This window comes from Streptomyces sp. P9-A4 (genome assembly GCF_036634195.1).
Lineage (GTDB): Bacteria > Actinomycetota > Actinomycetes > Streptomycetales > Streptomycetaceae > Streptomyces.
The window spans coordinates 6,438,324-6,455,973 of record NZ_JAZIFY010000001.1; the positions used below are offsets into that span (position 1 = coordinate 6,438,324).

General features: G+C 73.5%; 16 protein-coding genes. 11 read left to right on the forward strand and 5 right to left on the reverse strand.

Going from position 1 to position 17,650, the window contains the following annotated elements:
- Positions 1 to 3 precede the first annotated feature (3 nt).
- Positions 4 to 393, forward strand: coding sequence for a discoidin domain-containing protein (locus V4Y03_RS28930; RefSeq protein ID WP_317875585.1), 390 nt, complete (start codon positions 4 to 6; stop codon positions 391 to 393).
- 25 nt (positions 394 to 418) lie between these two features.
- Here V4Y03_RS28930 and V4Y03_RS28935 read toward each other — a convergent pair whose 3' ends face one another.
- Positions 419 to 1,255 (reverse strand): methyltransferase domain-containing protein, encoded by an 837-nt coding sequence (locus V4Y03_RS28935; RefSeq protein ID WP_332436825.1) that lies wholly within the window; start codon positions 1,253 to 1,255, stop codon positions 419 to 421.
- A gap of 356 nt (positions 1,256 to 1,611) precedes the next feature.
- On the opposite strand from V4Y03_RS28935, the gene V4Y03_RS28940 reads away from it, so the two are divergent.
- Positions 1,612 to 2,109 carry a hypothetical protein gene (locus tag V4Y03_RS28940; RefSeq protein WP_332436826.1) on the forward strand — a complete coding sequence of 166 codons (498 nt, stop codon included), beginning with the start codon at positions 1,612 to 1,614 and terminating at the stop codon, positions 2,107 to 2,109.
- Between the two features lie 34 nt (positions 2,110 to 2,143).
- Here V4Y03_RS28940 and sph read toward each other — a convergent pair whose 3' ends face one another.
- Positions 2,144 to 3,148 carry a sphingomyelin phosphodiesterase gene (sph, locus tag V4Y03_RS28945; RefSeq protein WP_332436827.1) on the reverse strand — a complete coding sequence of 335 codons (1,005 nt, stop codon included), beginning with the start codon at positions 3,146 to 3,148 and terminating at the stop codon, positions 2,144 to 2,146.
- A gap of 158 nt (positions 3,149 to 3,306) precedes the next feature.
- Between sph and V4Y03_RS28950 the strand changes: the two genes are divergently transcribed.
- Positions 3,307 to 3,792 carry a F0F1 ATP synthase subunit B family protein gene (locus V4Y03_RS28950; RefSeq protein ID WP_332436828.1) on the forward strand — a complete coding sequence of 162 codons (486 nt, stop codon included), beginning with the start codon at positions 3,307 to 3,309 and terminating at the stop codon, positions 3,790 to 3,792.
- 83 nt (positions 3,793 to 3,875) lie between these two features.
- Positions 3,876 to 4,784: an oxygenase MpaB family protein gene (locus V4Y03_RS28955; protein WP_443079839.1), complete on the forward strand. Its 909-nt coding sequence runs from the start codon at positions 3,876 to 3,878 to the stop codon at positions 4,782 to 4,784.
- A 25-nt stretch (positions 4,785 to 4,809) separates the two neighbouring features.
- Here the strand turns inward: V4Y03_RS28955 and V4Y03_RS28960 are convergent, their stop codons facing one another.
- The gene (locus tag V4Y03_RS28960; protein ID WP_332436830.1) at positions 4,810 to 6,360 is read right to left on the reverse strand and encodes a M1 family metallopeptidase; all 1,551 of its coding nucleotides are present in this window, start codon (positions 6,358 to 6,360) and stop codon (positions 4,810 to 4,812) included.
- A gap of 262 nt (positions 6,361 to 6,622) precedes the next feature.
- Here V4Y03_RS28960 and V4Y03_RS28965 point away from each other — a divergent pair, with 262 nt between their 5' ends.
- From V4Y03_RS28965 to V4Y03_RS28995, 7 genes are all read left to right on the forward strand, one after another.
- On the forward strand, positions 6,623 to 8,632 hold the full coding sequence (locus V4Y03_RS28965; protein ID WP_443079840.1) for a Xaa-Pro dipeptidyl-peptidase: 2,010 nt from the start codon (positions 6,623 to 6,625) through the stop codon (positions 8,630 to 8,632).
- Entirely contained in the window at positions 8,629 to 9,936 is a 1,308-nt protein-coding gene (locus tag V4Y03_RS28970) for a M14 family metallopeptidase (protein ID WP_332436831.1), read from the forward strand. The genes V4Y03_RS28965 and V4Y03_RS28970 overlap by 4 nt, the downstream gene beginning before the upstream one ends.
- Before the next feature lie 118 nt (positions 9,937 to 10,054).
- Positions 10,055 to 10,357 carry a hypothetical protein gene (locus tag V4Y03_RS28975; protein ID WP_317877059.1) on the forward strand — a complete coding sequence of 101 codons (303 nt, stop codon included), beginning with the start codon at positions 10,055 to 10,057 and terminating at the stop codon, positions 10,355 to 10,357.
- A 223-nt stretch (positions 10,358 to 10,580) separates the two neighbouring features.
- Complete coding sequence (locus tag V4Y03_RS28980) at positions 10,581 to 11,153, forward strand: hypothetical protein (protein WP_332436832.1); 573 nt, start codon at positions 10,581 to 10,583, stop codon at positions 11,151 to 11,153.
- A 13-nt stretch (positions 11,154 to 11,166) separates the two neighbouring features.
- Positions 11,167 to 12,804, forward strand: a complete 1,638-nt coding sequence (locus V4Y03_RS28985) for an ABC-F family ATP-binding cassette domain-containing protein (protein ID WP_332436833.1) — start codon at positions 11,167 to 11,169, stop codon at positions 12,802 to 12,804.
- Positions 12,805 to 12,861: 57 nt separating this feature from the next.
- Positions 12,862 to 13,593 carry a 2-phosphosulfolactate phosphatase gene (locus tag V4Y03_RS28990; protein ID WP_332436834.1) on the forward strand — a complete coding sequence of 244 codons (732 nt, stop codon included), beginning with the start codon at positions 12,862 to 12,864 and terminating at the stop codon, positions 13,591 to 13,593.
- Positions 13,590 to 13,991 (forward strand): hypothetical protein, encoded by a 402-nt coding sequence (locus V4Y03_RS28995; RefSeq protein ID WP_332436835.1) that lies wholly within the window; start codon positions 13,590 to 13,592, stop codon positions 13,989 to 13,991. The genes V4Y03_RS28990 and V4Y03_RS28995 overlap by 4 nt, the downstream gene beginning before the upstream one ends.
- 78 nt (positions 13,992 to 14,069) lie before the next feature.
- Here the strand turns inward: V4Y03_RS28995 and V4Y03_RS29000 are convergent, their stop codons facing one another.
- Positions 14,070 to 16,583 (reverse strand): Tex family protein, encoded by a 2,514-nt coding sequence (locus V4Y03_RS29000; protein ID WP_332436836.1) that lies wholly within the window; start codon positions 16,581 to 16,583, stop codon positions 14,070 to 14,072.
- 121 nt (positions 16,584 to 16,704) lie between these two features.
- Positions 16,705 to 17,574 (reverse strand): SCO6745 family protein, encoded by an 870-nt coding sequence (locus V4Y03_RS29005; protein ID WP_317876867.1) that lies wholly within the window; start codon positions 17,572 to 17,574, stop codon positions 16,705 to 16,707.
- Positions 17,575 to 17,650: the final 76 nt, after the last annotated feature.

The following is a 17,650-nucleotide window of genomic DNA, read 5'->3' on the forward strand; positions in this document are numbered from 1 at the left end:
CCGCTGTCCCAGGGCAAGCCGGCCACCGCCTCCTCCACCGAGGCCGCGGGGTACGAACCCGGAAAGGCGGTGGACGGACAGACCGGCACCCGCTGGGCCTCCGCCGAGGGCGTCGATCCGCAGTGGCTCCGCGTCGACCTGGGCGCCCCCGTCCCGCTCTCGCGGGTCCGGCTCGACTGGGAGGCCGCGTACGCCACGGCGTACCGGATCCAGGGTTCCACCGACGGGACGACCTGGACGGACCTCGCCTCGGTGACGGCCGGCGACGGCGGCACGGACGAGCTCGCGGTGAACGGGACGGCCCGCTACGTCCGGGTGTACGGCACCCGGCGGGCCACGGCGTACGGCTACTCGCTGTGGGAGTTCAAGGTCTACGGCCCGGGGGCGGCCTGAGACACGGGGTGGTCCCCCCGCCCGCTCAGGCGCGGGCCGCCCCGTCGGGCTTCCGTCCCCAGGCGGTGAGCATGCCGGCGGACAGCGCGGCGCACGCGTCGGAGTCCAGGTAGCGGACCGCCGCGTCGATTCCGGCGTCGTCGATCAGACCGGTGGCGCGCATCGCCTCGCGGCTGCGGTCCCAGGTGTCCGCCCAGAAGAGGCTGAGGGGACTCCCGGGCACCAGCGGCGGTACGTGGATCTCGGCGGCGACGGGCGCGAGCCCGGCCGCCCGCAGCAGCCGCGGGTACGAGGCCACCCCGGAGACATCGGTGCCGATGGTGGCCCGCAGCCCCTGCCACATGGCCCGCATGGCGACGGTGTACGGGGTGCTGGGCGTCCGGTCGCTCGTCAGGTCGACGGCGTCGCTGACGACCAGCACGCCGCCGGGCGCGACGAGCCCGGCCAGGGTGCCGACCAGCCGCTCGCGCTCGGCCAGGTGCATCAGGACGAAACGCGCGTGGACGAGCCGGAACCGGCCGGGGGCGAAGTCCGGGGCGGTGATGTCGGCCTCCAGCAGCCCGAGCCCGGGGACGGGCCGTGCGGCGAGGAAACGTACGTCGCGGTCCACGGCGAGGACGCCCGCCACCCCGGCCTCTTCGAGGAGGCGCCGGGAGAGGGTGCCGGTGCCGGCGCCCACGTCGAGGCAGTCCCACCCCGGCCCGGCGCCCAGCGCCGTCAGCCGGGCGAAGCTGATGTCGTCGTAGGCGAGGGCGCCGAAGTCGATGCGCTTGCCCTCACCCGCCTGCTCGGGCCGGAAGGCGGACTCGCCGTACCGGCCGCCACCCGGAACGTCCCCGGGGGCATCGTCGAACGTGCTCATGGCCGGACCTCTTCACAGGGTGGGGCGATTCCGGGCGACCCGCCACGGGACCGCCCCACCACCGATCCTGCACGGCCCCCCGCCCGCACCCCAGAGGCGCGCCGAACCCGCGAGCCGATCGGAACGGACGGAGTGTCAGAGGCGGCCCGTAGCGTGATCGTCATGAACGACATCACGAGCGGCGTCGGCGCCTGGCCGACCCGGGGGATACCGGTCACCGTGGACGACTTCGGCGCGTAGCGGGCGGGTCCCGGGGGTGCGGACGGGTGTTCGGGCGGGGGGTGGTGGGGGTGCGCGGTGCCGGGGGCTAGAGTCGGCGCCTGTTCGAACTGGGGGAACGGGAACAGGGGAGTCGCATGTACACGCAACTCAGGGAGACGGCGCATGAATTGGCCGGAGTCCTGTGGCGGGAGCACACCGTCTACCGGGAGCGGGGCGGTGGAGTGGTGATCCGGGGCGAGCACGTCGGCCGCTGGATCAGTCTCGGTCCGACCGGGGGCAAGGACCAGGCGCTGCTGCGCGCCGGCCGGCTCCTCGACGGCGGGACCACGGCCCCGGCCCGTACCGAGATCGTCGTCGACCTGACGGCGGGGACGGCGGAGCTGGCGGCGGTCTGCCGGCGGCTGCTCGCCGAGGTCGCCGCGGCTGCCGAACCCGCCCCGGGCGGGACGGCCGGCAGGGAGAAGAGGCCGAAGCGCGAGAAGCCGGGTCGCGCGGCGCGTGCCGCCCGGCCCGCCCGGCCCCGTAAGGAGCGGCACACGGGTCCGGGTTCCCTGATCGTGCTGCTCTGCGTCGCCGGGGTGCTGGGGGCGTGGCTCTACAGCCTCTTCGGCGGGTACGGCCCCGGGTTCTGAGCCGCGCCCGCCGCGTACCGCCCGCCGGGCCGGATCAGAACCCGGTGACCGGGTAGTGGTCGGAGAGGTTGCTGTACGTGTACTGGGTGCCCCAGCTGGATACGGTCCACGGGGCGCTCTTCTCCAGCACCACGTTGTTGGTCCAGCCGGCGGGGCGGGCGTTCCCGGCGCGGTAGAGGATGTAGTCGAGGTCCTCGCGCGGGTCGTCCGGGTAGCGCTCGGAGGCGATCGAGTTCAGCTCGGTGTCGAAGGAGTACGGGTGGCCGGTGCGGGCGTCCGCGCCCACCAGACCGGCGTCGGCGAGCATGGTGTCGTACTCCGGGGTGTGCGAGTCGACGTTCATGTCACCGGCGACGATGACCTGCTCGTTCGCCGGGATGTTCTTGGCGTCGAGGAAGGCGTCGATCGTCTTGAACTGGCGGCTGCGCATCTGCGCCGCCTCGCCGGCCGAGCAGCCCGGGTCGGTGGACTGGGCGTGGGTGCCGACGACGTGGACGCGGCTGCCGTTCACATCGAGGACGGTGTACGCGAAGCCCTTGTTCGACCACCAGTCGGCGCCGCAGGCGTCCTTGTAGACGTACTGCTCCTTGCGGACGATCGGCCACTTGCTGAGGATCGTCACCCCGCCGTCCTCCGGGGTGGTGGCGGAGTAGGACCCGCCGGTGGCGTCCCAGCCGCTCTTGCTGCGGCCGACGACCGGGGTCTGGTACGGGTACCGGGGGGCGGCGTTCGCCTTGAGCGCGTCCGAGGCGGAGTTGTCGAAGGCCTCCTGGAGCACGACGACGTCCTGGCCCTGGAAGAAGGGGGCGGCGGGGATCGCGGCTGCCCGGTGGTCCTGGCCCCAGTTCGGGTAGAGGGTCTTGCTGAAAATGAACGTGTTGTACGTGAGCACCTTCAGCCGCGGCGCCTCGGCGGCCGTCGTGGCGGAGGCTGCGGTCGCGCCCGGTGCGGTCGCGGCCAGGGCGGCGGCGGCGAGCGCAAGGGAAAGAGCGGCGCCGGGGGCGCGGCGGAGCGCGGCGAACGACACGTGAACTCCCATAAGGGTGTGGGGGGTTGAGCTGGCGTCGCACATACAATCAGCCGTGGTTACCTTCCGGTAGCCTTTGGGTGCCGGGAATCTGGACGCGCTCGCACGAACTCGCCAACTCTCACGCCAGTGTCTGATTTGTACTGTTTTGAACCAGGTAGAATGCGCCCATGACCCTCGCGAACTCGACGATCTTCAAGATGGACCTCGGTCCGCTCAACCCTGTCTGGGCAGAGCTCATCCTCGGCCTGGTGGTGTTCGGATTCACCTTCCTCGTCCTGGCGAAGGGCATCCTGCCGAAGATCAAGCGCACCCTTGAGGAGCGCGAAGACGCCATCGACGGCGGCACCGAGCGCGCCGACGACCTGCGCTCCGAGGCCACGCAGATCCGTGAGCAGTACGAGGCCGAGCTGGCCGAGGCCCGCCACGAGGCCGCCCGCATCCGCTCCAAGGCCGTCGAGGAGGGCTCGGAGGCCATCGCCGCCGCCCGCGCCGAGGGCAACGCCGAGCGCGACACCATCCTCGCCGCCGGTGCCGCGAAGATCGCCGCCGAGCGCGCCGCCGCCGAGCGCGAGCTCACCGCGGACGTCGACGCCTGGGCGCACGCCCTCGCCGCCCGTATCGTCGGCGAGCCGGTCGGCGCCGACCGCGCCTGACCCGCCATGCCCGCAAGGGGCCGTCACCAGGGGCCGCAGCGCCCGGGTGACGGCCCCTTCGTCATGGGTGCAGCCTGGAACACATGAGGAGAAGCCCCGTGGAACGAGCGAAGCGCGCCGACCGCGCCCCGACGGACGGCCGCGCGGGCGACCCGGAGCCGCCGCCCGTCGGCGGAGTGCTGTGGAGCGTCGCGGGTGACGTCCGCGCGCTGCTCATGCTGCCCGCCGCCCTCACCATGCAGGTCGCCCACCCCGCGATCGGCGCCGGCGTCGACGCCCACTCGGTCTTCCGTACCGACCCCTGGGGCCGCGGCGAGCGCTCCCTGAGCTCGCTCCAGCTGTGGATCTACGGCGGCGAGGAGGCCACCGAGGAAGGGCGCCGCCTCCGGGAACTGCACCGGACCATCCAGGGCACCGACGCCCACGGACGCCGCTACCACGCCCTCACCCCCGCCTACTACTCCTGGGTGCACGCCACCGGCTTCCCCGTCTACACCTGGGGGCTCAGCCTCCTCGCCCGCCCCCTCACCGCGGCGCAGGAGCGGCAGCTGTACGCCGAGTGGCTCCAGGTCGGCCGGATCCTCGGCATCCACGACCGGGACATGCCGCAGACGATCGAGGCGTTCTGGCCGTACTACCGCAAGGTCCTCGCCGAGGAGCTGGAGGCGACCGTCGTCGTCCGGGAGCTGCTCGACCCCGACCAGCCGGTGCCCGCCCCCGACCGGGGCCCGCTGCCGATCCGGCTCGCCCTCCGGCTGCTCTGGCCCGTGCTGCGCCGGCCCTTCCTGCGCCTGCGGGCCTTCCTCACCGTCGGCCTGATGCCGCCGGACGCCCGGGCGGCCATCGGCCTGGAGTGGACGGACGCCCAGGAACGGGCGCTGCGCCGGTTCGCCCGGGTCGTCCGCGCCGTGGTCCCCGTCCTGCCGGAGCGGCTGCGCTATCTGCCGCTCGCCCGGAAGGCCCGTGGGGCCGCCCGTCGCGCCGGGCGCTGACGGACGGCCCCACGGGTGCGGCGGCTCAGTGCCCGCCGTGCTCCCCGGTCTCGTGGACCGTGTTCGTCGCCGCGATCTTCTTCCAGGACTTCGGCTGCACCGGCTTCGGGGCCGTCGTCCGCGCGGCCGGACCACCGGACGCCGGCGCCGCCGCCGGGGCGGACAGACCGACGGCCGCCGCCGTCGACGCGGACGGCTTCGAGGGCTGGTACAGCCAGGTGTCGAACAGCTCGGCCAGCGGCTTGCCGGAGACCTGCTCCGCGTACCGTACGAAATCGGCCACGCGCGCGTTCCCGTAGGCGAACTGCTGCGGCCAGCCCTTCAGAATCGCGAAGAAGTCCTCGTCGCCGATCTCGTTGCGCAGCGCCTGGAGGGCCAGCGCGCCCCGGTCGTAGACGGCGATGTGGAACTGGTTGTCCGCACCCGGGTCACCCGGCTTCACCGTCCAGAACGGGTCGTCGGCCGTCCGCGTGGCGTACACGTAGTCCGCCAGCTCCTGGGCCGTGCCCTCGCCCTGCTTCTCCGACCACAGCCACTGGCTGTAGCGGGCGAAGCCCTCGTTGACCCAGATGTCCTTCCAGCCGCGGACGGACACGCTGTCGCCGTACCACTGGTGCGCCAGCTCGTGGACGACCACCGACACGTTCGCGCCGTTGGCGAACTGCCGCGGGCTGTAGAACGGGCGGGTCTGCGTCTCCAGGGCGAATCCGCTGGTCACATTGGGCACGTAACCGCCGAGCGAGTTGAAGGGGTACGGGCCGAAGATCCCTTCGAGCCACTCCGCGACCTCGGTCGTCCGCTCGATCGAGGCGCGCGCGGCGCCGCCGTTGTCACCGAGGTCCTTGCTGTACGCGTTGAGGACCGGCAGCCCGTTCGCCGTCCTGTCCGTCGTGATGTCGAACTTCCCGACGGCGAGAGTGGCGAGATAGGTCGCCTGCGGCTTGTTGGAGCGCCAGTTGAAGCGGGTCCAGCCGAGGAACGAGGACTGCGACTGGAGCACACCGTTGCTGATGGCCTGGGTGCCGTCCGGCACCTGGACGGAGACGTCGAAGGTGGCCTTGTCCAGCGGGTGGTCGTTGGAGGGGAACCACCAGACGGCCGAATCCGGCTCCTGCGCCGCCACACCGCCGTCCGGAGTACGGGCCCAGGCCGACCAGCCGTCGATCTTCACCTCGGAGGGCTTGCCCGCGTAGCGGACGACGACCGTGACCGACTTGTTCTTCTCCAGCGGGGCCGCCGGGGTGACCTCCAGCTCGTGGGCGCCCGAGGCGGCGAACTTCGCGAGACGGCCGTTGACCCGTACCTCGCTGACGGCCAGGCCGATGTCCAGGTTGAACCGGGACAGGTTCTGGGTGGTGGTGGCGAGGATCGTCGCCGTGCCCTCCAGCAGGTCCGTGGCGGGCTGGTACTTCAGGCGCAGGTCGTAGTGGGAGACGTCGTAGCCGCCGTTGCCGCTGGTGGGGTAGTAGGAGTCGCCGATGCCCGGGGCCCCAGGACTGAAGTCGGCCGCCGATGCCGGGATCGCCAGCAGCAGGGAGGCCGCGAGGGCGCTCGGAACGATGATTCTGCGGTGCACAGGTGCTCCCCAAGTCATAAGAAACGTAAGACGCGCGGGTGGTCGTCGGTCCTTGGTGCGGACACTATTCAGCCCCTCGACGCACCGTCACGTCCAGAGCACCTCCTGTCACATGATCGCCATTCGGCCGACACGAACCCTCCGTCACGGCCGTCCGTACCGGATCCGGTGGCCGGCGACTCGGCGGGAACGGGGCACCGTCGCCATACGGGTCTCTCCGGCCCTCTTTTGCGCGGGAGTTGGCCGGGGTACGTTCCCGCCCATGCCGATGCGAAAGCGGAGAACCCGCGGAGCCCGACTGCCGTACGGAACCCTCGTGGTCGCGGCCACCGCCGCCCTGCTCGCGACCCTGGTGACCCCCGCCGACGCGCGGCCGGGGCCCGCCCCGCGCGAGTCCCGGCCCGTCCACTCGTACGCCGACGCGATCCGCGAGTCCGTCTGGGTCGACACCGGACTCGACGGCGACGCCGACGGCCGGACCGACCGGGTCGCCGTCGACATCGTCCGCCCCGGGGAGCCCGCCGCGGCCGGCCGGAAGGTCCCGGTCATCATGGACGCCAGCCCGTACTACGCCTGCTGCGGGCGCGGCAACGAAGGGCAGACGAAGACCTACGACGCCGAGGGCAACCCCGTCCGGTTCCCGCTCTTCTACGACAACTTCTTCGTCCCGCGCGGCTACGCCTTCGTCGCCGTCGACCTGGCGGGCACCAGCCGCTCCGACGGCTGCGACGACGTCGGCGGACGCTCCGACGTCCAGTCGGCCAAGGCCGTCGTCGACTGGCTGAACGGCCGCGCCCGCGGCTACACCTCCCGTACGGGGGAGACCGCGGCCCGCGCCACCACCTGGTCCACCGGGAACGTCGGCATGATCGGCAAGAGCTGGGACGGCACCATCGCCAACGGCGTCGCCGCCACCGGCGTCGAAGGGCTGAAGACGATCGTGCCGATCGGCGCGATCTCCTCCTGGTACGACTACTTCCACTCCCAGGGCGCCCCGCTCTACAACGCCAACCCGAGCTGGCTCTCCGAGTACGTGAACAGCCCCGAGGCGCAGGCCCGTTGCGGCGCCGTCCAGGACCGGGTCGCGGCCGGCACCCCGTACAGCGGCGACCGGACCGCGGCCTGGGCCGAGCGCGACCACGTGCGGAACGCGGGCAAGGTCAAGGCCAGCGTCTTCGTCGTCCACGGGCAGCAGGACCTCAACGTGCGCGCCAAGCAGTTCGGCCAGTGGTGGGACGCGCTCGCGGCCCACGGCGTCGAACGGAAGATCTGGCTCTCCCAGACCGGCCACGTCGACCCCTTCGACTACCGGCGCGCCGACTGGGTCCGCACCCTGCACCGCTGGTTCGACCACTACCTCCTCGGCTACGACAACGGCATCGACCGCGAACCGGTCGCCGACATCGAGCGCGCCCCGGACCGCTGGACCACCGACCGGCAGTGGCCGCCGCGCACCACCGGCACCACCACCCTGCGCCCCGCCCCCGGCACCGCGGCCGGCCCCGGCGTCCTCGGCCGCGCGCCCGCCGCCCCCGGCTCCACCGCGGCCTTCACCGACGACCCCGGCCTCGGCGAGCTGGACTGGGCCGCCGGGATCGACCGCGCCACCCCTGAGAAGGCCGGGTTCGTCACCCGTCCCCTCTCCCGTGACCTGCGGATCTCCGGCTCCTCGAAGGTGGCGGTCACCGCCACCCCGACCACCGCCACGGCGCACCTCTCCGCCGTCCTCGTCGACCTCGGACCCGACACGATCCGCGACTACGGCGCCCCCGGCGAGGGCATCACCACCCTCACCGACCGCACCTGCTGGGGTGCGAGCACCCCCGGTGACAGCGCCTGCTTCAAGGAGACCGAGGCCCGCACGGCGGACGTCGGGTACACCGTCGTCAGCCGGGGCTGGGCCGACCTCGGGACCTGGGCCGATCCGGGCAAGGAGCGCCCGCTGATCCCCGGCAGGGCGTACACGATGACCCTGGACCTCGCCGCCACCGACCATGTCGTCCCGGCCGGCCACCGGCTCGCCCTGATCGTCGGCGGCACGGACAAGGACCTGCTCGACCCCCCGTCGACCACCCCGACCCTGACGCTCGACCTCGCCCGCACCTGGGCGAAGGTGCCGCTGGTCGGCGGCGCCGAGGCCTTCGGCCGTGCCACCTCGGGACCGTACCCGGCCGTGACGCCGCCGCCCGCCGCCGTACCGTCCCTGAGCGGCGCCGTGCCGCCGGCGGGCGTCACCGGCCCGCGCCTGCCCGGAACCGGAGCCGCCCGATGAACCTCCGTACCGCCCAACGGAGTTCGCGCCGCACCCTCGCCCTGGTGGCGGGGGCCGCCGCCCTCGCGCTGCCCCTCGTCACCGTCCCCGTGAAGGCGGCGGACAGCGCGTCCGTGCAGCCGCTGCCGCGCACCGGATTCGAGGAGAGCCGGGGCGCCCGGTGGACCACCGAGACCGAGGAGCGGGACTTCCTCGCGGCCGTCGCCCGCCGGGGCGAGCGGGTGTCGGCGCGGGTGATCGGCACCACCGCGCAGGGCCGCCCGCTTCGCCTCGTCGGCCTCGGTACGGGCCGCACCACCGTCCTGCTGGTCTGCAGCCAGCACGGCGACGAGCCGGCGGGCCGTGAGGCGTGTCTGAGCACCGTCCGGGACCTGGCCTTCGCCAGGGACCCGGAGACCCGCCGCCTCCTCGCCCGTACCACCGTCCTCGTCGTCCCGACCGCGAACCCCGACGGACGCGAGGCCGACACCCGGGGCAACAGTGACGGGGTCGACGTCAACCGGGACCACATCGCCCTGCGGACCGCCGAGGCACGGGCGGTCGCCGCCGTCATCCGCGACCGCCGACCCGAACTCGTCTACGACCTGCACGAGTACGGGGCCACCCCCCGCTACTACGACAAGGACCTGCTCGCCCTCTGGCCGCGCAGCCTCGACGCCGATCCGCATGTGCACGACGAGTCACGGACCCTCTCCGAGTCCTACGTCCGGCCGGCCGCCGGGACCGCCGGGTACAGCAGCGGCATCTACGGCATCTGGACCGACCCCCTCACCGGCAAGCCCCTCAAGCAGGTCGCGGGAGACGGGCAGGAGCGGATCCTGCGGAACACCGTCGGCATCAAGAACTCCGCCGGGCTGCTCGTCGAGACCCGGGTGGACGCGCTCGACGAGGCCGAGCGGGACGACCCGGCGCGCCACCACCGGCGCCGCGTCGCCACCCATCTGGCCGCCCTGGAGGGCGCCTTCGCCTACGTGGAGGAGCGGCGCGTCCCCCTGGCCATCGCCACCGCGACCGCCCGCCGCGCCGGACTCGCCGACCGGGGCCCGGTCTACCTCGGCGGCGCCGACAACGACCCGCCGGAGCCCTCGGAGGTCCTCGCCGACCCGCCGTGCGGCTACCGGCTCGACGCCGCGCAGTACGCGGAGGTCGGCGACGAACTCGCCCTGCACGGCGTCACCGTACGGACCGAGGGCGCCAGTGCCTTCGTCCCGCTGCGGCAGTCCCGGCGCGCGCTCGTCCCCCTGCTGCTCGACGGCCGCGCCACCTATCACCTCGTCAGTGGGAGTCCTGTGGAGGAGTGTTGACGATCGGGTGCCTTCGACGTTCCCTGACGTGACTGCAACGTTTGCCGAGGTAAAGTTACCAACTGGTACTGACCATACCTCGAACAGGTCCCCACGGCCTGGAAGTTGGAGACACGCCATGAGTCACACCACGACCGCACGCCGGCTCCTGCCGGCTCTGCTCGCCACGACGCTGCTCGCCGGGGGCGTGCTGCTCGGCCAGACGGTGACCGCCGCGCCCGCCTCGGCCGGCGTCATCACCTGCGACGTCAACAAGCTGCGGGCGGACGCCCGCAAGGAGCGCGACCGCGCCGCGCAGCTCAAGCGCCTCGGCGCCACGACGGAGGCCCGCAAGGCCCTCGCCAAGGCCGCGGCCCTGGAGAAGCGCGCCCGCCAGTGCGCCGACGCGGACAACAACAGCAAGCCGCCGCTCTGGAAGTAACCGGACGGGTACGCGGGGCGGGTGCGGTCCGAAAGGGCCGCACCCGCCCCGCGGCCGTTCCCGTCCCGCAGTCGCTCCCGCACTGCCGTTCGCGGACCGAAACGGCCCCGCCCCCGCACTCCGCCGCCCGCGACGATCACCTCACGCGTCACAGAGGGGACCGTTCCGGGACCGGGACATTTCCGGGACGGCCCGGCCACGGAAGCGCGGAAGACTCGAAGGCATGCCCGGCGCTTACACGACTCTCGACCTCGACACCGACCACACCCCCGCGCTCGTCGCCCCCGCGGGCGGTGTCCCCGCCGGTGGCTTCACCGGCCCCCGTCCCCACCCCGTGGACCTCGTGGTCGACGGCAGGCCGCTGCTCCGGCTGCTCGACGAGGCCGAGGGCATCGACGCGGTCCCGCCCCTCGCGTCCGACCTCCCGCCGGTCCTCCGCGTCGAGCACCTCCGCCGGCTCCTCGACCCCGTGCCCGCCTCCGCCGACGGCCGCCAGGTGATCTACTCCTGCCCCGACTGCGACGACCCCGGCTGCGGAGCCGTCACGGCCGTCGTCGAACGCGGAGGCGGCGCACACGACAGCGGCGAAGGCCACAGCGGCGAAGGTCACAGCGGCGAAGGCGAGGGCGACGGGGACGTCGTCGTCTGGCGCGACTTCGCCTGGCAGACCGGCCCCACCGTCGACCCGGTCCGCGACGGCTACCCGGGCGTCGGCCCGTACCGCTTCCACGGCGCCACCTACCGCTCCGTACTGCTGCGGCTCCTCGGCTCCTCGGCGTGTCGATCCGTCGCCTAGGATTCATACCCTGATGACTGCAACCCTCGTCGCCAAGGACCTCGCCGCCGGCCACGGCGAACGCACCCTCTTCGCCTCGCTCGACCTCGTCGTCGCCCCCGGCGACGTGATCGGCCTCGTCGGCGTCAACGGCGCCGGCAAGTCGACCCTGCTGCGGCTGCTCGCCGGGATCGACGCGCCGGAGGAGGGCGAGCTGAGGCTCTCCCCGCCCACCGCCGCCGTCGGCCACCTCCCGCAGGAGCCCGAGCGGCGCCCGGGCGAGACCGTGCGCGAGTTCCTCGCCCGGCGCACCGGCGTCGCCGCCGCCCAGACCGCGATGGACGAGGCCACCCAGGGCCTCGTCGACGGCACGCCCGGCGCCGACGACGCGTACTCCGTCACCCTGGAGCGCTGGCTGAACCTCGGCGGCGCCGACCTCGACGAGCGCGCCGAGGAGGTGGCGGACTCCCTCGGCCTCACCGTCGGCCTCGACCAGCCGATGACCGCCCTCTCCGGCGGCCAGGCCGCCCGCGCCGGCCTCGCCTCCCTGCTGCTCTCCCGCTACGACGTCTTCCTGCTCGACGAGCCCACCAACGACCTGGACCTCGACGGTCTGGAGCGCCTGGAGGGCTTCGTGAAGGGGCTGCGCGCGGGGACGGTCGTCATCAGCCACGACCGCGAGTTCCTCACCCGTACCGTCACCAAGGTCCTCGAACTCGATCTCGCCCAGCAGCAGATCACCCTCTACGGCGGCGGCTACGAGGCCTACCTGGAGGAGCGGGACACCGCCAGGCGGCACGCCCGCGAGGACTTCGAGGAGTACGCCGGCAAGAAGGCCGCCCTCGAAGCGCGCGGCCACATGCAGCGGTCCTGGATGGACAAGGGCGTCAAGAACGCCCGCCGCAAGGCCACCGACGGCGACAAGCTCGGCCGCAACGCGCGCAGCGAGGCCAGCGAGAAGCAGGCCGCGAAGGCCCGCCAGACCCAGCGCATGATCGAACGACTCGACGTCGTCGACGAGCCCCGCAAGGAGTGGGAGCTGCGGATGGAGATCGCCGCCGCGCCCCGCTCCGGCTCGGTCGTCGCGACCCTGCGCGAGGCCGAGGTGCGCCGGGGCGACTTCTCCTTCGGCCCCGTCACCCTCCAGATCGACTGGGCCGACCGGATCGCCGTCACCGGCGCCAACGGCGCGGGCAAGTCCACCCTGCTCGCCGCCCTGCTCGGCCGGCTGCCGCTGGACTCCGGCGACGCGGTCCTCGGCTCGGGCGTCGTGGTCGGCGAGGTCGACCAGGCCCGCAAGCTCTTCCACGGTACGGAGACGCTCCTCGAGGCGTTCTGCGCGGCCGTCCCGGAGACCGAGCCCGCCGAGGTCCGTACCCTGCTCGCCAAGTTCGGTCTCAAGGCCGTCCATGTGATGCGGCCCGCCACCACACTCTCCCCGGGCGAGCGGACCCGCGCCGCGCTGGCCCTGCTCCAGGGCCGGGGCGTGAACCTCCTCGTCCTCGACGAGCCGACCAACCACCTGGACCTGCCGGCCATCGAGCAGCTGGAGTCCGCGCTCGACTCGTACACCGGCACGCTCCTCCTCGTCACCCACGACCGGCGGATGCTCGACGCCGTCCGTACCACCCGGCGCATCGAGGTCGCCGACGGCAAGGTGACCGAGCTCTGATGGTGCTGCGGCGCGGATCGGGTCCGCGATGACGGTCTCCTTCGGGCGGGGCCGGCGATGACGGTCTCCTTCGGCTGGGGGCCCGTCGCGGCGCGGGTCCTCGCCCCGGCGGCAGCCTGTGTGGTCGTCGTCGACGTGCTGTCCTTCACCACCTCCGTGGGCGTCGCCGTCGAGGGCGGCACCGCCGTCCTTCCGTACCGCCGGCGGGACGCCACCGCCGCGGCGTACGCGCGGGAGAACGACGCCCTGCTCGCCGTCGGCCGGAGCGAGGCCACCCAGGCCCACCCGTGGACGCTCTCCCCGGCCGCCCTGCGCGCAGCCCCGGGACCGCCCCGTCTGGTCCTGCCGTCCCCGAACGGCTCCACCATCGCGGCGGAGTCCGCCTCGGGCGGCGCGGCGGTCGTCGCCGCCTCCCTGCGCAACCGCACGGCCGTCGCCCGCTGGCTCACCGACCGGGGCTACGGCACGGCGGACCGCCCGCTCGCGGTCATCGCGTCGGGCGAGCGGTGGCCCGACGGCTCGCTGCGCCCCGCGCTCGAAGACCTGCTGGGCGCGGGAGCGGTGCTCGCCGCCCTCGCGGGCCCGCACACCCCGACCCCGGAGGCGACCGCGGCGGCCACGCTGTGGTCGGCGACCGAGGACCCGGTCGCCGCCTTGCACGGCTGCGACTCGGGCCGTGAACTGTACGAGTACGGCTTTCCGCAGGACGTGGCCGTGGCCGCCGAGACCGACAGCTCGACGACCGTTCCGGTCCTCGTGGACGGCGCATTCCAGGAGGCAGCACCATGACCGACCTACTGACCCGGCTGACCGAGATGCTGGACGATCTGGACGCGGACGTCGACGAGACGATCGACCTCGCCGACGAGGTCGCGGCCTCGGGCGACGCCGGTCTCCTGCCGCGCCTCCAGGCGGAGCTGGACCGTGCGCTCACCGAGCGGAACGCCTACGCCCGTGAGCTCCTCGGCGGTGTCCTGGCCGTCATCGGCGGACCGGAGGCCCTTCCGGCGCTGATCCGCGCCTCGGCCGTCGACCTGGGCGACGACCAGGACGGGCTGGCCGCCGAGATCGTCGACCTGGTGCAGGCCGACCCGAAGACGGCCGGGAGCCTGCTGCGGCCCCTGGCGGAGGACGACGACCTCGCCGTCGCCAACCGCGCCGAATGGGCTCTGCGCTTCCTTCCGTAACGGCGCCTCACGCGAGAAGGCCACGGCCCGATGGGCCGTGGCCTTCTTCACGTGCGTGTGGGAGCGCGGGGCGGACGGTCAGCGGCGCTTGCCGCCGCCCTCGCCCAGGAGGCCCGCCTTGCGCAGAGCGTCGGCCATCGCGCTGTTCGCGGGCGCGGGCGCGGGCGCGGGCGCGGAGGACCGGTCCCGGCCGCCCTGCCCACCGCGTCCGGAACGCTCGCCCTGGCCGCCCTGGCCGCCCTGGCCGCCCCGGCCACCGCGCTCGTTCTGCCCGCCGCGCTCGGTCCGGCGGCCACCGCCACCGCCACCGCCGCCGGCCGCTCCGCCCCCGCCCTGCCGCTGCTGCGGCGGCCGGCCGGAGCGCTCGCCGCGCTCGCCCCGCTCCCGACGGGGCGCGCCCTCGGATGCCCCGTCGCCCGCCTGGTCGTCGAGCCGCAGCGTCAGCGAGATCCGCTTGCGCGGGATGTCCACGTCCAGGACCTTCACCTTGACCACGTCGCCGGGCTTCACGACCTCGCGCGGGTCCTTGACGAAGTTCTTCGACATCGCCGACACGTGCACCAGGCCGTCCTGGTGCACGCCGACGTCCACGAAGGCACCGAACGCGGCCACGTTGGTGACCACGCCCTCGAGGACCATCCCGGACGCCAGGTCGCCGATCTTCTCGACGCCGTCCTTGAAGGTCGCCGTCCTGAACGCCGGGCGCGGGTCGCGCCCCGGCTTCTCCAGCTCGCGCAGGATGTCCGTCACCGTCGGCAGACCGAAGGTCTCGTCGACGAAGTCGTCCGCCCGCAGCGTGCGCAGCCGGCCCGTGTCACCGATGAGCGACGCGACCTCGCCGCCCGTCGCCTTCACCATCCGGCGCACCACCGGGTACGCCTCCGGGTGCACCGAGGAGGAGTCGAGCGGGTCGTCGCCGCCCCGGATGCGCAGGAAGCCCGCGCACTGCTCGTACGCCTTCGGGCCGAGCCGGGCGACGTCCTTCAGGGCCCGCCGGGAGCGGAAGGGGCCGTTGGCGTCCCGGTGCGCGACGATGTTCTCCGCGAGACCGCCGCTGATCCCCGAGACCCGTGAAAGCAGCGGCGCGGAGGCGGTGTTGACGTCCACGCCGACGCCGTTCACACAGTCCTCCACGACCGCGTCGAGGGAGCGCGAGAGCTTCACCTCGGCCAGGTCGTGCTGGTACTGGCCCACGCCGATGGACTTCGGGTCGATCTTCACCAGCTCGGCCAGCGGGTCCTGGAGCCGCCGGGCGATGGAGACGGCCCCGCGCAACGACACGTCCATGCCGGGGAGTTCCTGCGAGGCGAAGGCGGAGGCCGAGTAGACCGAGGCGCCCGCCTCCGAGACCATCACCTTGGTCAGGTTCAACTCGGGGTGCTTGGCGAGGAGTTCGGCCGCCAGCTTGTCGGTCTCACGGGAGGCGGTGCCGTTGCCGATCGCGACCAGCTCGACCGCGTGCTCCTTCGCGAGCCGCGCCAGCCTCTCCAGGGCCTGGTCCCACTTGTTGGCGGGCACGTGCGGGTAGATCGTGTCGGTGGCCACGACCTTGCCGGTCGCGTCGACGACGGCGACCTTCACGCCGGTACGGAAGCCGGGGTCGAGGCCGAGCGTCGCCCGGGTGCCGGCCGGCGCGGCGAGCAGCAGATCGCGCAGGTTCGCCGCGAAGACCCGGACCGCCTCGTCCTCGGCGGCGGTCCGCAGCCGCAGCCGCAGATCGATGCCCAGGTGGACGAGGATCCGGGTCCGCCAGGCCCAACGGACCGTGTCCTGGAGCCACTTGTCACCGGGGCGCCCCCGGTCGGCCACACCGAAGCGGCCCGCGACCATTCCCTCGTACGAGGAGGGCCCGGGGGTCTCGGAGGGCTCCTCCGGCTCCAGGTCCAGGCTGAGCACGTCCTCCTTCTCGCCGCGCAGCATGGCGAGCACCCGGTGCGAGGGGAGGGCCGTGAACGGCTCGGTGAAGTCGAAGTAGTCGGCGAACTTCGACCCCGCCTCCTCCTGGCCGTCCCGCACCTTCGCCACCAGCCGGCCCCGGCCCCACATGCGCTCGCGCAGCTCGCCGATGAGGTCGGCGTCCTCGGAGAACTTCTCCGCGAGGATCGCCCGTGCGCCCTCCAGGGCCGCGGCGGCGTCCGCGACGCCCTTGTCGCCGTCCACGAAGGCCGCGGCGGCTGCCGCGGGCTCCACCGACGGATCGGCGAGCAGCCCCTCCGCCAGCGGTTCGAGACCGGCCTCGCGGGCGATCTGGGCCTTCGTCCGGCGCTTGGGCTTGAAGGGCAGGTAGATGTCCTCCAGCCGGGCCTTGGTGTCGGCGGCCCGGATGCGGGCCTCCAGCTCCTCGGTCAGCTTGCCCTGCTCGCGTACCGAGTCGAGGACCGCCGACCGGCGGTCCTCCAGTTCGCGCAGATAACGCAGCCGCTCCTCCAGGGTGCGCAGCTGCGCGTCGTCGAGCATCTCGGTCGCTTCCTTGCGGTAGCGCGCGATGAACGGCACGGTCGAACCGCCGTCGAGCAGCTCGACGGCTGCCTTCACCTGTCGCTCGCGTACGCCGAGCTCCTCGGCGATCCTTGCTTCGATGGACGTCGTCACGGTGTCCCGACTCGCCTTCTCGTGCCTCAAGCTTGCGAGTGCATTGTGCCGGGTCGGTCACCCGTACGCGGTAACCGACCCTTCCCGCGCGCGTCCCGGGCGCCTTTCCGGCGCCCGGGGGTCACTCCTTGCCGACGAGATCCGCCGGGAAGGCGCCCGCGACGGCCGCCGTGACCAGGAAGCCGCGCCCCAGCTCGGTGAGCCGCTCGACGCCGGCCGCGCCGAGGTGCTCGTACGGGGCGGAGTCCAGCCGGTCGGTGTGCTCCTCGAGATCGTCCCGCAGCGCGGTCCCCGAATCCGTCAGCTCGCCCTCGGCGTCGAGGAGTCCCCGCCCGCGCAGCCGCTCCGTCGCCGCCTCCCAGTCGGCGCGCCGCCAGCCCCGGGAGCCGAGCACCCAGCGCGGGGACATGCCCTTGCCGGTGGCGGTGTGGGAGACGAGCGCCTCGACGGGGTCGAGCCCGGCGGACAGCAGGGCCGCGAGGTGCCCGTCGCCCCGGTGCTCGCGCAGCAGGGTGGTGGCGTGCCAGTACGCGAGGTGGGGCTCCTCCGGTACGGGAAGGTCGGCGTTGGCCGAGTACAGCGGCCGGGCGTGCCGGGTGCAGGCCTCGGTGGCGCGCAGGGCGAGTCCGGCGGCCTCGGCCATCTCCGGGGAGGCGACGGTCTCCTCGCCGAGCAGCCGGCGCAGGGTCGCGTCGGCGGTCCGCAGCCGGGCGTCCAGCACCTCGGCGGGGGAGGCGGTCTCCCAGACGTCCGGGAGGTGCCGGGCGAGGAAGGCGTGGTCGTAGTTGTAGAAGGTCGCGGCGACGGTTCCGGGGCCCACCGCGCCGAGGGCGGCGCTGCGCGCGGCGAGCCGCATCGCGCTCCGGTCGGTGAAGCCGAGCGCACCGAACTCGCGGTCCAGGTCGGGCGAGAAGTAGAGCGTGGAGTGGAGCGGGTTGAGGGCGTTGTGGCAGCGGCGTCCGGCGCGCGGCGGCAGGGCAGTCGTCGTCATGCCCCCGAAGGTTACCGACTGGTCGGTACGACGGGAACCGTCCGAGGCCGCCATACCCGGAGGACGGCAGGAATCG

Excerpts from the sequence above, each read along its gene's own strand:
- V4Y03_RS28935 (WP_332436825.1), bottom strand. The coding sequence starts at position 1,255 with ATGAGCACGTTCGACGATGCCCCCGGGGACGTTCCGGGTGGCGGCCGG.
- V4Y03_RS28965 (WP_443079840.1), top strand. The coding sequence starts at position 6,623 with ATGCCGATGCGAAAGCGGAGAACCCGCGGAGCCCGACTGCCGTACGGA.
- V4Y03_RS28995 (WP_332436835.1), top strand. The coding sequence starts at position 13,590 with ATGACCGACCTACTGACCCGGCTGACCGAGATGCTGGACGATCTGGAC.
- V4Y03_RS28940 (WP_332436826.1), top strand. The coding sequence starts at position 1,612 with ATGTACACGCAACTCAGGGAGACGGCGCATGAATTGGCCGGAGTCCTG.
- sph (WP_332436827.1), bottom strand. The coding sequence starts at position 3,148 with ATGGGAGTTCACGTGTCGTTCGCCGCGCTCCGCCGCGCCCCCGGCGCC.
- V4Y03_RS29005 (WP_317876867.1), bottom strand. The coding sequence starts at position 17,574 with ATGACGACGACTGCCCTGCCGCCGCGCGCCGGACGCCGCTGCCACAAC.
- V4Y03_RS28955 (WP_443079839.1), top strand. The coding sequence starts at position 3,876 with ATGAGGAGAAGCCCCGTGGAACGAGCGAAGCGCGCCGACCGCGCCCCG.
- V4Y03_RS28970 (WP_332436831.1), top strand. The coding sequence starts at position 8,629 with ATGAACCTCCGTACCGCCCAACGGAGTTCGCGCCGCACCCTCGCCCTG.
- V4Y03_RS28985 (WP_332436833.1), top strand. The coding sequence starts at position 11,167 with ATGACTGCAACCCTCGTCGCCAAGGACCTCGCCGCCGGCCACGGCGAA.
- V4Y03_RS28975 (WP_317877059.1), top strand. The coding sequence starts at position 10,055 with ATGAGTCACACCACGACCGCACGCCGGCTCCTGCCGGCTCTGCTCGCC.
- V4Y03_RS28980 (WP_332436832.1), top strand. The coding sequence starts at position 10,581 with ATGCCCGGCGCTTACACGACTCTCGACCTCGACACCGACCACACCCCC.
- V4Y03_RS28990 (WP_332436834.1), top strand. The coding sequence starts at position 12,862 with ATGACGGTCTCCTTCGGCTGGGGGCCCGTCGCGGCGCGGGTCCTCGCC.
- V4Y03_RS28950 (WP_332436828.1), top strand. The coding sequence starts at position 3,307 with ATGACCCTCGCGAACTCGACGATCTTCAAGATGGACCTCGGTCCGCTC.